This is a genomic window from Candidatus Nomurabacteria bacterium, assembly GCA_023898425.1.
Classification (GTDB): Bacteria; Patescibacteriota; Patescibacteriia; order 2-12-FULL-60-25; family 2-12-FULL-60-25; genus HK-STAS-PATE-2.
On sequence record CP060222.1, the window covers coordinates 481,157 to 494,119 of the forward strand.

The window sequence follows — 12,963 nt, forward strand, 5'->3', positions numbered from 1 at the left end:
CTACTTTTTTAATCGTGCCTTAAATACCTCCCAACGCAAGCTATTTACACTGATATCTTGTGGCATCACTTTGGATTCAATAAAAATCGTTGGAGATGTCCCAATATTATACTGCGCTGCCAAAGCATTATCTTGTTGGATAATAGCGGCATCTTTTCCTGTTGCGAGACAGGTATTAAATCCACTGACATTCATACCTGCGGTTCTCGCATATTCTTGAAGTCTATCAACCGTTAAATCACCCGTAGCTGCCATAACAAGTCCACGAAACTCCCAAAAACGTTGTTGGTCATTTGCGCAACGTCCAGCAGCTGCGGCTAAGATGGCCGAAGGATTGTCTGAGGCTAAAATAAGATCTCTCCAAACGATTCGTGTATCAGGGATTTCGTTAATAATAGCCACGACAGCTGGCTCAAGAGACTTGGTAGAAAGATCGGTCATATCACCAAAAATCGTAACAACTACGGCATTAGTAGACGATGAACCTGTCCAAGGATCGGTTTCGCGATTAGGAGGGAGTTTTGCATCGTTTGATGGTTGCAAAAAAGTAAGCGCAGGTTTAGAGCCCGCTGGAAAATAGGACGTTGATCGTACTAAGAACTCTAAGGACGCTAAGGCAAAAAGTACGACAAGCCCGCCTATGGCAATCCAGACCATTCGATGATTCTCCATACTACAATTCAAAACGTATTAGTTGACCAGAAATTGTATCGGTAAAAATAACGGCTGAACCATCAGGTGTCGCTACCATTTGCTGAATTGCAACATCGTTAACGCTAGGGGATCCATAGACAACGGTTTCTCCTGTATCAACATTTACTCGTACTAATTGATCTGGCGTATTTGCAAAGAGTGATCGCTGTAATCCAGCGCCTGTACCCAAGCTCGTTGGTACACCGCAAATAATCTCTGATTCGTTTCTCCAGGTGCATTTATCAGCCCAAGTATTTAATTGAAGTTCACGACGGTTTGTGCCGATATCATCACCAACGGCACCGCTCACCCAAAGCGAAGGCAAATAACCGCTCCCTGATTGATAGGCACTATAAAGAAGGTTATTACCAGAAGGGGACCAGTTTGGAATAAAACCACGTCCCTCAACATCTAAGCCACGAAAATTTTCTTGATTCTTGCCCAAAAGAAGCACCTGCTGTCGATCAAAGCCTAGTGGGTTACCTGTAAATGAGTACGCAACAATTTGATCATTAGGAGACCAGCTCACATGCACTTTATCTGCATTATTTCCTAATTCTTGAATAGGCTGTGAATTTGTTCCATCTGGATTAGAAATAATCAAGAAACGATTATCTTCGTTGATACCAAGGCTTTTTGCTGCGATAGCATCATCCTGTGGCGAGAAATCAAAATCATCCCAGTGCTTAGGGAGTGTGACTTGTTTTTGTGTCTGAAAGTCATACAGCACATTATTACCATCCGGATAACTCAAAACTGCTTTATCCGAGTTGTTTCCCCAAGCAACTTGATCAACACCATAAAATGTCTGCGACGAAAGATCGGTTACGCTACCATCAGCATTAACACGGTAAAACTTACCAGAAAGCGGGTCATAACCTCGTAACGCACCCGAGTTTGACATGGCAATATTTCGTGAGACGTCAGATCGGAGTACGGTTGATCTTTGCTGGGTCGGAATACCCGTTGGCAACAATGGATTAAAGGGTCGTCTTTGATTAACCGGCAAAACACCCGTACCACCAGGATCAGTACCCGTTGTTGAGACACCGCCAGGACCACTTGTAGGCAATTGTCCAGGCGTTGTTGAAGTGGATGATGGTGGGCGTAAAATAGGGGACTCTCCCTTAAAAAAGAGGATATAGAGACCAAATCCTGCGCCAATCACGATTACAAGAAAGGCGAAGATAAAAAGTGCGCGTTTTAAATTCTCATTCATAGACTTATTGTAACACGGATGACAGGGCATTATCGAATACGGCACGGATTGGCTCAGGGAGAATAGCGCGAGCAGCAGCAAAAACCGCTAAGAAAAAGACGATCGGCTGAATAATGACCCAAATCATAGAAAGTATACTTACGATATCAACAAGAATCGTAAGCAATATCTTCCAAGCTGGTTGTTTGCCTTCGATAAAGACTTCGTAGTTCCAAATAGCAAAGACGGCTAATAAACCGATGCCGGTTCCTGCCATGGTCGCTTTGAGCCACTTCTTGCCAGCTTTTCTTGCCATGGCTTTTCTGTTTTTTCCGTCTCATCGTCTGTATCAGCGTCTTGAAGCGCTTTTTCTTGCAGGAATCTTTTTATAAAATTTGCTTGCGATCGAGCAAAGGCAATGGCATTTTGCTGATCTCGTTCTTCTATGCTCTGCGGAGCATCATATGTTTGACGATCATCGTACTCTTGTTCATAAGCGTATTCATCAGCGTATTCATTTTGTTGCGGTTCTTCGGGATAGACCTCTTCTTCATCGCTATACTCTTCATTAGCACCACTGCTGTGGATCGCTTGCATACGGCTATCAGAAGCTTTTTGTTCTGCGCCATAGATATCTTCGTCATTTTCTTCTTCTTGTGGCTGTAATGCGGGATTTGATAGGGTAGGAAGCACCGTTTGACCGCTATTTTGATTTGCTGGACGTTGACGATCACGAAGATACGAAAGCGCTCTTTCGGTATCTCCGCTTTGTCTTGGCATATTACCAAGCTGGCGTACCGTTGGTACGCTATTTGGTTGCCGTGTAGGTGTAGGGAGCTTACGCGCTGGCTCAGCCATGCCCTAATGATATCATGAAACCTTCAATCCTTGCTTGGTCAGTTTTACTGAGGCTTTTTTCTTGGTTGTTTTTAGGAGGTGAGGGGCAAGTACGGTCATCAACTCACGTTCAACGACGCTACGTAATGAACGTGCGCCTTCTTGTGTAGATGCTGGACGCTGCAAAAGCCATTCTAGAACGTCATCAGAAAGCGTTAGAGCAACTTTTCGAGATTCACGAAGGCGTTTTGCTAGCGCATCAACCTCTTTACGTAAAATCTTTTTGAGGGACTTTTGATCCAATGGCTGAAAGACAATCACTTTATCCAAACGACTAAGAAGCTCTGGTTTAAAGCGTTCTTTTAATTCTCCTTGGATCATTGCTGTAAATCCTCTTGCATCGGCATCACCAAATCCGAGGGATTTACGTTTTGCGAGTTCGGCGCCAGCATTTGACGTCAACACAATATACGAATGCTTAAATGGGATTTTTTTGCCCACGCCATCGGTCATATAGCCATCCTCCAAAGCCTGCAATAACAAGTTTTGTACATCTGGATGTGCTTTTTCGAATTCATCAAATAGTAAAACAGCGTGAGGATGTTTACGAATCGTGTCAGAAAGACGATTACCTTCGCGATAACCGACATAACCAGCAGGGGAGCCAAGCATCTTAGAGATAGAATGCCCCTCGGAGAACTCTGACATATCAAGCTTAACGAGAGCATCCTCTTTACCAAAAAGGGACTTTGCAAGAGCTTTTGCCATCGCCGTTTTACCAGTGCCTGATGGACCGACAAAGAGAAGACTTGCACGTGGACGGGCATTATCTGTTAGGCCTAAACGTGCATGACGCACAATTTGTGCAACATCTTGAATGGCTTCATCTTGTCCAACGATATCTTTTGCAAGAATATTTTCTAGATCTAATAGCTGCGCTTGTTCGGTTTGCTCGATAATCTCAAGCGGGACACGTGATAAACGAGATACCACAAGTGAGATATCGCTCATCTCAACAGATGCACGATCTTTTTTACGGTTTGCTTCAAAGGTTTTTTGATAGTCATTATACTGCGCTCTCAAGCGCTCTACATCTTTTGCGGCTTTTGAAGCAGCTTCCATATCACCTTTTTCGATTGCTTGTGATTTGAGCATTTCTGTTGCTCCAATGCCCACCTCAAGCGAACGTAGCATCTCCATTTCTGTATGCGAAGAACGCCGTGCGTTTACGATCGCGGCGCTTTCATCTAAAACATCGATTGCTTTGTCAGGAAAGTGTCGGTCCGTAAGGTAACGATGCGCAAGATTGACGGCGTAGTCTAATGTTCCTTTTGAGAACTTCACGCCATGATGTGTTTCATAACGGGTTTTAATACCCTTCAACATCGTGAGTGTGTCTTTTACAGACGGCTCTTCTACGTCAATTGGTTGAAAACGACGATCGAGCGCAGCGTCTGGCTCTAGATGCTTTTTGTATTCTGCATTTGTCGTAGCACCGATACAACGAATCTCCCCACGCGCAAGCGCAGGCTTTAGCATATTTGCCGCATCCATAGACCCTGATGTTGATCCAGCGCCAATAAGCGTGTGGATTTCATCAATAAACAAAATAGCATTTTTATCTTGTTTTACTTCTTCTACGAGTTGTTTTAAACGCGCTTCAAATTCACCTCGATACATGGTACCGGCAACCATCAACGCCAAATCAACAGCATAGAGACGCTTTCCGAAAAGAATATCTGGCACCTCACCAGCCGCTAAGCGTTGTGCTAAGCCTTCTACAATAGCTGTTTTACCCGTACCTGGCTCCCCAAGCAGAATTGGATTATTTTTTGTGCGGCGGCATAAAATCTCAAGCAAGCGATCCGTTTCTTTATCGCGTCCAATAACGGGGTCGAGTGTTGCAACATGCTCAGGTGCCGTTAACTCACGCGTAAAGACTTCGAGAGCTTTTGGCTTTTTTTCACGTCCTGGACGTGTTGAAGCAAGTGACGGGTCTTGTCGACTAAAACTTGGATTTGGTCCAGCGTCGGGCGATGGGTCAGCTGGTTCGCCGTCTTCATCGGATTCGATGGTATTCTCGGCCATCTTTTCTGTAAATTCTGGAAAACGAGACGTTGATTGTAAAACGCCACGCAATTGCTCCTTTGCGAGTTGCTGATCTAATCCATGACTATTTAAAAAGATAATGACGTCTTCTGGTGCGATTTCAATAATCGCCAATAACAAATGTTCGGTACCTATGTAACGATGTTCGTGTAGATGCGCGAGAAGGACAGCCTTTTCGAGAATACGCTTTACGATCGCCGAAAGATCAGGAGCAATCGCGGCTCCTGGCTCATGGGGCGTAGGTGTGCCACGAAACTCACGTTCTGCTTCTTCTGTTAGCATTGATGCTTTGCTAAGGACTTCGGCTGCAATAGACGAGGACTCTTGCAAAAGACCCACAATCAAATCACCAGGCGAAACCTGGTCACGACCAGAAGAAATCGTAAAAGCCAAAGACTTTTGCAAAGCTTCTTTGAGGTGATGCGTAAAACGTGAAAGGAGGTCTGGTTGCAGCATAGGTGGAGGGTTAACGGGCTTCGCCCATGAGTTTCAATCTCTTAATACGTTCTTCTACTGGAGGATGTGTTGAAAAAAGCGAAGCAATTTTTTTGCTATTACCGAATGGACTCGAAATCCATAAATGCGATGTTGCCGTAGAGGACCTTGCGAGTGGCTGTGCATTAGCTGAGATTTTTGCAAGTGCCGAAGCGAGACCATCTGGATAACGTGTAAGCAATGCGCCGGATGCGTCTGCAAGATACTCACGTTGGCGACTAATAGCGAGCTTAATGATTTCTCCAATAATAGGGGAGAGAATGAGAAATACGATACCGAGAATCATAAAGATACCACCGCCGCTATTATTATTCTTGGATCTATTACCACCTAAACCAATACGAAAGAATAGATCACCCATGAGTGACAATGCACCCACCATAACAGCGACGAGTACCATATAGAGCGTGTCACGATTTTGCACATGAGAAAGCTCATGTGCAGCCACACCCTCGAGCTCTTCGTTTTCGAGCAGGGAGATAATTCCTGTCGTAAAGGCGACAGATGCGAGCTCAGGATTTCGGCCGGTAGCAAATGCGTTTGGCGCCGTGTCTTCGATCACATAAAGCTTAGGCATTGGCATGCCAGCGGTAATCGTCAGATTCTCAACGATATTCCAAAGATAAGGATATTGATCACGTGACTTGATTTGTTTAGCGCCTGTTGTCGCAAGCACAACCTTATCACCAGCAAACCAAGAAAACGCGGTCATACCAAGTGAAATCAATAAAGCGAAGACGAGTCCGGCATAACCGGACCCGTTTAGCGCTCCATAGACATAACCCGCCGCAGCGAGCACACCCGTGAAGACCGCGATCAGTAAAACGCTTTTGCGTTTGTTTGATGCGATGTGGTTGTACATTGTTTAGAACTGAACGTTTGGCGTTGCGCGTTCTGCTTCATTGGTAAGTTCGAAGAACTCACGCTTTACAAAACCAAGCATGCCAGCGATCAAGTTAGTAGGGAAGACCTGCAACTTTGTGTTGAAGTCACGAACATTGCCATTGTAGAAACGGCGTGAAGCTTGCACTTTGTTTTCTGTGTCAGACAATTCGTCTTGAAGCTTTAAGAAACCTTCGTTTGCTTTAAGCTCAGGATATGCCTCAACAACAGCAAAGAGTGACTTAAGCGTACCAGCGAGCATGTTTTCTGCTTCACCTTTTGCTTGAGGACCAGTTGCATTCATTGCAGCATTACGAGCGGCGATGACTTTTTCGAGCGTACCGGACTCATGCGTGGCGTATCCCTTTACCGTGTTAACAAGGTTAGGAATCAAATCATAACGACGCTTTAATTGAACATCGATATCTGACCAAGCTTCGTCTGTTTGGTTACGAAGTGTGATGAGACCGTTATAAACACCAATTGCCCAAAGCGCAGCAACAACCAAGACACCGAGTAAAATCCACAATACAATCATATTTTTGGCTAAAGTAAGCTAAATATTTAGCGCCTAAAAGGCTTACCTATAGAATAGCATGACTACAGGTGGGGTCAACACTATTGTTCTATAATATTCTCCCTACTCTCCGTGTGAACGAAGAGCTACACCCTTTCATGAGGAACTTTGTCATAGATCGAGCGACTTCCGCCCTTGTGCTATCCTGCTATTATATGAGGTCATCTAGCATTAGATTTTATGCGTAATATTGAAAATCCGTTCATTCCACCAAGCGAGAAAAAGTCGACTTCGTTCTTTGCGGAGAGGAACAAACCTAAACCAAAAAATACCACAAGCTTCTGCTGAAACTATGGTTGATCTTGAGGATAGATTTGTCGTTAAAGAGTATTTGGGCGTGAAGATGGATTATGAGACGCGGACATTTCTAAAGGCTCTGATAGACCAAGGGGAGAAGAGGAGGTTATGTCGTTAGTAAAGAAGGTTATCAGAGAAAAAATGAGAAAATGCGTGCAATAAATGAAGATGGCGCACTTACACATTTTAATTACGGGAACCTGGAAATTGCCCAGCTTCCCAAATTACCGTCCACTCTTGAAAGTCTTTATTGCTATTGTTCGAGCTAAAAACCCTTCCGGAGCTACCAGAAGGACTAAAAACACTCAATATCGAAGGTAGTACGCGAATAAAATCTCTTCCTACACTTCCAGAAGGCCTTGAAGAACTTATTCTTACAAGTACTGAGATTCCTCGGCTACCCAACCTACCCTCATCGCTTCTCGTGCTCGATTGCTCTTGGAATCCCATCGCGCTAGATCCAGAGTATCAAGCAGAGCTAAAAGCACAGCGTCCAGGCTTAGAGATCATTGCTCATGTTTCTTGATACCCCAAACTATGGAATTCAACCCTTTCGCTAAAAACAACCTCCCTTCTGTTTCGATGTTTGCTAAAGAAAAGAAGAAAACGATACGAGCCACTGCCGAGGTAGTGGATGATCTTGAACGCAAATACTTGATTGAGGAATTTCTGGGTGTCGATATGAACTTTAAAACACGTCAGTTCTTTAAAGAGTTGGTTGGACGGGTAGGGAGTCAGACGTGAAGATCATATTGGGGAATATTTTTACCTTTTTCTCTCCAAAAGGTGAGCTTTTTTGTCTCGACTTATCGAATATCTCTCTTGCAAAAGACAAAGCATTCATCGATCAACTAAAAGTAGACTTTCCAGATATTGAAGTCGTGCTGTAAGCTCTATTATTGCCTTTTTTCGAGTGTCTACTGCCCTTATGCTATCCTCTCCCCATATGCAGCCATCTATATTTAAATCTTACGATATTCGTGCGCTTTCGCCAGGAGAAATTGAGATTTCTGATGCGGAGAGGATTGGGCGAACGCTCGGAGCGATCTATAAACCAAAACGCGTGATAGTTGGACATGATATGCGTACAACTTCACAAGAGCTTGAGGAAGCGTTGATAGAAGGCTTGCGTTCACAAGGCGCTGATATCGTTAGAATAGGATTGTGCTCAACGCCGATGTTTTATTTTGCCATGACCGAAGCACGAGAGAGTGTAGATCTAGGCGTGATGGTTACGGCATCTCATAATCCGTCTGAGTATAATGGATTCAAGATGATGCTAGGTAATGGCTTACCCATTGGTCAGGGGAGTGGCATGGAAGACATTCGTGACATGGCTTGCTCTGAGATGCCTATCCCGCATGCAGCACAAACCGGATCTGTTACTGATGATGAGCACGTATTAGAGCATTATATCGAAAAGATGTGGCAGCTTTCTGGTTTAGCAGGTGATTTTTCTGATTTACGTATCGCTGTAGACGCGGGCAATGGCATGAATGGTCACACCCTACCAAAACTTCTTGGACGCTTGCATGGTGCGCATATCGAAAAGCTCTATTGGGACCTTGACGGACGTTTTCCAAATCACGAAGCAAACCCTGTAAAAACAGAAACGCTGGATGCATTGCGCGCTGTGATGAAAAAACATCAATGCCACGTTGGCTTTGCTTTTGATGGCGATGGTGATCGTATTGGTGTTGTTGATGAAGAAGGAACCCCGATTCCGGGCGATATGTTGGGCGCGCTTTTATCCCAAGAGATTTTGCGTGATCATCTACAAGCAACCATTCTTTATGATTTGCGTTCATCATCAAGCCTACCTGAACTCATCACATCACTAGGTGGCACAGCAAAAATGTGTCGCGTCGGTCATGCCCACATTAAAAAACAACTTATTGAAGAAAACGCCGCTTTTGCTAGTGAGCTCTCCATGCACTTTTACTTTGGTGATTTACGCGGATCCGAAGCCACTGATCTTGTCTTGCTCCTTGTCTTAAAATTCATGCAGCGTGAAGGCAAACCTCTCTCTCAACTTTGGAAGCCATTAAAAAAGTACGCTCATTCAGGCGAAATCAATTTTAAAGTCGCTGATACACAAGCAACTATCGAGCGGATTCAAGAACATTTTGTATCTAAGGCAAAAGACATTATTACCATTGATGGTGTGCGCATGAACTTTGAAGGCTGGTGGTTTTCGGTACGCGCATCTAATACGGAACCGCTTTTACGCTTAAATCTTGAAGCGAAGACCGTAGAAGAGATGGAGGCGCATAAAAAAGAGTTGACTGATCTTATTTACTAGTATGCTCGGGCTTTTTGATTCGGGTTTAGGCGGACTTACCGTAGCAAAAGCGGTGCTCGAAGCTTTTCCTGACACAGATTTACTTTATCTTGGTGATACGGCTCGCGCACCTTACGGAAATAAAGGCCGTGAGCTCATCCAACAATATGCATTAGAAAATGCGCGTTGGTTGATTGAACATGGCGCAACGTCAATTGGCATTGCCTGCAATACCGCTTCGGTAGCGGCTACCGAACTCTTGCGAGAAACATTTCCAGAAATACCTATTTATAATGTGATTGAGCCGGTGATTTCTGAAATCAAAAAACTACAACCAAAGTCCGTAGCGATATTAGGCACACGTGGGACTCTTGCCTCACACGTTTACCAAGATTCTATTCGCGAAATAACAAGCGACATTCGTATCGAAGCGATCGCTTGTCCATTATTTGTCCCATTTGTGGAGGAGGGGATGAGTGACTCGCCAGAAGTGCTTAGTATCGCAAAAAAATACCTTGCCCCGCTTAGAGAACATCCACCGGAGCTTCTCGTGCTTGGCTGCACTCATTATCCTTTTTTAGAAAAGGTCATCGCTGAGCTTTTACCATCAACAAAGATCTTAAACGGTCCTGCGCTTTTCGCGGCTTCACTTCAAACTCCTTTACCCCCTTCTACGAGAAAGAGCGCGCAACAAAGCTTTTATTTCACCGATTTACCTACACATACAAAAGATCTCGCGCAGAGATGGCTGAATTGCGATGAAGGTGTTATCTCGCACGTACCTTCTTAGTCTCTCGATCCTCTCCAGCCTCGCCGCGGAGCGAAGAGGTACACGGCCTTACTGTCATCTCGACCGACTGAGCAAAGCGAAGAAGTGGAGAGATCTCGCAGCACGGGCAGATGCCTCCACTCCTCCTTACGTCGTCGGTCGGCATGACGGAAGCGTAACCCTTCGTTCACACGGAGGGACAGGGAGGATAACGAAGCGAGGGCGGATGCACCTTTCACCTCCTCTGTACGAAAGACGTTATTTTTGCTATTTTCTCCCCATGTCTGTCTTGATTTTTCTCCTCATTTTATCGGTTCTTGTTCTTGTTCACGAGCTTGGTCACTATGTTGCCGCTCGTATTTTTGGCGTAAAGGCCGAAGAGTTTGGCTATGGCTTTCCTCCTCGTGCTATTGGTTTTGTAAAAGTCGGTAAAAAATGGAAGCGCGTTTCTGGTTCGGACCAACGTAACTATGAAAATACCGTCTGGTCTCTTAATTGGTTGCCTTTAGGTGGATTTGTGAAATTAAAAGGCGAACAAGGTGACGGTACAGATCAACCGGACTCGTTTCAATCAAAAGCTGGTTGGAAGAAATTTATCATTCTTGCCGCTGGCGTCTTTATGAATTGGTTACTCGCATCGGCGATTTTTGCTTTTGGCTTTGCCTCTGGAGTGCCAGCTGAGCTTTCAGGATTGCCGCAAAACGCGATTATCACCAACCAACATATCGAAATCACCGAGATTGTTGCCGGGAGTGCCGCACGCGAAGCAGGCCTTGAAGCAGGAGATTACATTTTGACACTTGATAACCGTCAACCAACAAATGCAGACGACGCTCAACTCATCCTAAAAGGATACGGCGAAAATCAACCCATTAATTTCACTATTCGACGTGATGGCGAAGAAAAAGTGATTACAACTTCAGCAAAATTCTTACCCGAACTTGAGCGTGCGGGCTTTGGTATCGCGATTACAGATATTGGTATTGTAAAGTTTCCGTTCTTCTCGGCAATTGGACAAGGATTTGTGACAGCCACCTCTTATGCAGGTGCGATTATCGCAGGATTCGGACAGCTCATTCATGATCTCTTTTCTGGCGGTGGTCAGGCAGCAGATGTGTCCGGACCTGTTGGTATCGCAATTATTACTGGCCAAGTCTCAGAACGTGGCTTTTGGGCATTGATACAATTTACCGCCATCCTCTCGTTAAACCTTGCTGTTATCAACTTCTTACCAATCCCAGCTCTTGATGGTGGACGTGCGCTTTTTGTCATTTTTGAGACGCTACGTCGCAAAAAGAACGATCCTCGTATCGAGGCGGCCGTCCATCAGATCGGTTTTCTCGTTTTATTGGGCTTAATCCTCATTGTGACCCTTAAAGACCTCCAAAAGTACGGCTCCTCAATTTGGAGTGGATTATTAGGCGTATTTGGTATATAAACAGCATATCCTATGTATATCGATGAAGCATTGCGCCTTCTTGCTAAAGAAGCGCGTGACCTGGTGCCTGCAATCTCCACACTAGAGTCCTTAGAGGAGGCCAAAACCAACTTCTTAGGACGCAAAGGTCAACTCGCAGAGCTCATGAAGCGAATGGCCGAAGCAACTACCGAAGAGCGCCCAAAACTCGGCGCCATGGCGAACGAGATCAAAGTCGAACTCGAAGCGCTCTTTTCTGATACCGAATCACGACTAAAGCGCGAGGCACTTAATGAAAGTCTTGCCTCAGAGACCGAGGACATCACTGAACCTGGCATCATGCCGCCTCGTGGTCATATTCATGTCATGAATCAAGCCATGGATGAAATCGAAGGCATCTTTACCAAGGCTGGCTTTACACGCGTACGCTATCCAGAAGTTGAATGGGATGATTTTGCGTTTGAACGCTTAAACATGCCTAAAGACCATCCTGCACGTGATGAATGGGAAACCTTCTTTATGGATGCGCCTTCACATCCACAATTTGGAAAGATGTTATTAACGCCTCATGCAACAAGTGGCACAGCACGTATCTTAAACGAAAAACAATTACCGATTCGTGCCATCAACATCACAAAAACGTATCGTCGCCAAATGGGTATTCGTCATTTGCCAATGTTTCATCAATTTGATGGTGTTTACGTAGATAAAAATGTTTCGATCACACATTTACGTGGACTCTTTGATTACTTCGTTCACGAATTCTTTGGTCCAGAACGCAAGACACGTTATCGCCCATATCACTTTAGATTTACTGAGCCGTCATTTGAAATTGATATTTCCTGCGCTGCTTGTGACGGAACGGGTGTACTCAAAGACGAAAGCAAATGCCGTATCTGTAAACATGGCTGGCTCGAACTTGGCGGCGCTGGCATGCTTCATCCAAATGTCTTAAAAGCAGCCGGTATCGATCCGGACGAATATTCTGGTCTTGCCTTTGGCTGGGGAATCGAACGCACCTACATGATGAAAGAAGGCTTAAACCTCGACGATATTCGTACCCTCTACAAGAACGACGTGCGTTTCTTGGAACAATTCTAGAGTATGCCCCAGCCCACTGCTCTTGACCGTGTTCTACACCATGTAGGTAGATTCATCGCAAAGCTCTTTGTACTGATACTCTTCCTCGGTATTTATCGCTTGGCAGATATCCTTGAATTATCCTCCTATGGTCAACTAGAATTTACGGTAGGCTGCGGCTGTGTGGCACTCTTTCTTAGTCGGATACTGCTGATATTTCGCGCAAAAGGGCTCGGGCACGATGATATGAGAACAGTTATCACTAGAGCATTGAGCGACGATAAAAATTCTATCTTAGTTCGTGACATTTTCCTTGTCTTTACCGGCC

Annotated in this window: 13 protein-coding genes; 6 read left to right on the forward strand and 7 right to left on the reverse strand. The window is 44.8% G+C overall.

What is annotated here, in order from left to right; translation table 11 throughout:
* Genes H6759_02890 through H6759_02920 form a run of 7 tightly spaced genes read right to left on the reverse strand, consistent with a single transcriptional unit; the run spans nucleotide 1 to nucleotide 6,752 of the window.
* Nucleotides 1–672, reverse strand: a complete 672-nt coding sequence (locus H6759_02890) for a DsbA family protein (GenBank protein USN52976.1) — start codon at nucleotides 670–672, stop codon at nucleotides 1–3.
* A gap of 1 nt (nucleotide 673) precedes the next feature.
* On the reverse strand, nucleotides 674–1,912 hold the full coding sequence (locus tag H6759_02895; protein ID USN52977.1) for a hypothetical protein: 1,239 nt from the start codon (nucleotides 1,910–1,912) through the stop codon (nucleotides 674–676).
* Between the two features lie 4 nt (nucleotides 1,913–1,916).
* Nucleotides 1,917–2,168: a hypothetical protein gene (locus H6759_02900; GenBank protein USN52978.1), complete on the reverse strand. Its 252-nt coding sequence runs from the start codon at nucleotides 2,166–2,168 to the stop codon at nucleotides 1,917–1,919.
* Nucleotides 2,141–2,749 carry a hypothetical protein gene (locus tag H6759_02905; protein USN52979.1) on the reverse strand — a complete coding sequence of 203 codons (609 nt, stop codon included), beginning with the start codon at nucleotides 2,747–2,749 and terminating at the stop codon, nucleotides 2,141–2,143. Before H6759_02905 ends, H6759_02900 begins: the two co-directional genes overlap by 28 nt.
* 12 nt (nucleotides 2,750–2,761) lie before the next feature.
* The gene (locus tag H6759_02910) at nucleotides 2,762–5,293 is read right to left on the reverse strand and encodes an ATP-dependent Clp protease ATP-binding subunit (protein ID USN52980.1); all 2,532 of its coding nucleotides are present in this window, start codon (nucleotides 5,291–5,293) and stop codon (nucleotides 2,762–2,764) included.
* A gap of 10 nt (nucleotides 5,294–5,303) precedes the next feature.
* Entirely contained in the window at nucleotides 5,304–6,194 is an 891-nt protein-coding gene (locus H6759_02915) for a M48 family metalloprotease (protein ID USN52981.1), read from the reverse strand.
* 3 nt (nucleotides 6,195–6,197) lie between these two features.
* Nucleotides 6,198–6,752 (reverse strand): LemA family protein, encoded by a 555-nt coding sequence (locus H6759_02920; GenBank protein USN52982.1) that lies wholly within the window; start codon nucleotides 6,750–6,752, stop codon nucleotides 6,198–6,200.
* A 586-nt stretch (nucleotides 6,753–7,338) separates the two neighbouring features.
* Here H6759_02920 and H6759_02925 point away from each other — a divergent pair.
* From H6759_02925 to pheS, 6 genes are all read left to right on the forward strand, one after another.
* Nucleotides 7,339–7,614 carry a hypothetical protein gene (locus H6759_02925; protein USN52983.1) on the forward strand — a complete coding sequence of 92 codons (276 nt, stop codon included), beginning with the start codon at nucleotides 7,339–7,341 and terminating at the stop codon, nucleotides 7,612–7,614.
* Nucleotides 7,615–7,625: 11 nt separating this feature from the next.
* Entirely contained in the window at nucleotides 7,626–7,832 is a 207-nt protein-coding gene (locus H6759_02930) for a hypothetical protein (protein USN52984.1), read from the forward strand.
* Nucleotides 7,833–8,034: 202 nt separating this feature from the next.
* Complete coding sequence (locus tag H6759_02935) at nucleotides 8,035–9,390, forward strand: phosphomannomutase/phosphoglucomutase (protein USN52985.1); 1,356 nt, start codon at nucleotides 8,035–8,037, stop codon at nucleotides 9,388–9,390.
* A gap of 1 nt (nucleotide 9,391) precedes the next feature.
* Nucleotides 9,392–10,159, forward strand: coding sequence for a glutamate racemase (gene murI / locus H6759_02940; GenBank protein ID USN52986.1), 768 nt, complete (start codon nucleotides 9,392–9,394; stop codon nucleotides 10,157–10,159).
* Nucleotides 10,160–10,418: 259 nt separating this feature from the next.
* Complete coding sequence (locus H6759_02945; protein USN52987.1) at nucleotides 10,419–11,576, forward strand: site-2 protease family protein; 1,158 nt, start codon at nucleotides 10,419–10,421, stop codon at nucleotides 11,574–11,576.
* 12 nt (nucleotides 11,577–11,588) lie between these two features.
* Entirely contained in the window at nucleotides 11,589–12,656 is a 1,068-nt protein-coding gene (gene pheS, locus H6759_02950; protein USN52988.1) for a phenylalanine--tRNA ligase subunit alpha, read from the forward strand.
* Nucleotides 12,657–12,963: the final 307 nt, after the last annotated feature.

Coding starts and splice junctions, on each gene's coding strand:
- H6759_02895 (USN52977.1), bottom strand. CDS start 1,912: ATGAATGAGAATTTAAAACGCGCACTTTTTATCTTCGCCTTTCTTGTA.
- H6759_02935 (USN52985.1), top strand. CDS start 8,035: ATGCAGCCATCTATATTTAAATCTTACGATATTCGTGCGCTTTCGCCA.
- H6759_02915 (USN52981.1), bottom strand. CDS start 6,194: ATGTACAACCACATCGCATCAAACAAACGCAAAAGCGTTTTACTGATC.
- pheS (USN52988.1), top strand. CDS start 11,589: ATGTATATCGATGAAGCATTGCGCCTTCTTGCTAAAGAAGCGCGTGAC.
- murI (USN52986.1), top strand. CDS start 9,392: ATGCTCGGGCTTTTTGATTCGGGTTTAGGCGGACTTACCGTAGCAAAA.
- H6759_02905 (USN52979.1), bottom strand. CDS start 2,749: ATGGCTGAGCCAGCGCGTAAGCTCCCTACACCTACACGGCAACCAAAT.
- H6759_02900 (USN52978.1), bottom strand. CDS start 2,168: ATGGCAGGAACCGGCATCGGTTTATTAGCCGTCTTTGCTATTTGGAAC.
- H6759_02910 (USN52980.1), bottom strand. CDS start 5,293: ATGCTGCAACCAGACCTCCTTTCACGTTTTACGCATCACCTCAAAGAA.
- H6759_02890 (USN52976.1), bottom strand. CDS start 672: ATGGAGAATCATCGAATGGTCTGGATTGCCATAGGCGGGCTTGTCGTA.
- H6759_02920 (USN52982.1), bottom strand. CDS start 6,752: ATGATTGTATTGTGGATTTTACTCGGTGTCTTGGTTGTTGCTGCGCTT.
- H6759_02945 (USN52987.1), top strand. CDS start 10,419: ATGTCTGTCTTGATTTTTCTCCTCATTTTATCGGTTCTTGTTCTTGTT.
- H6759_02930 (USN52984.1), top strand. CDS start 7,626: ATGGAATTCAACCCTTTCGCTAAAAACAACCTCCCTTCTGTTTCGATG.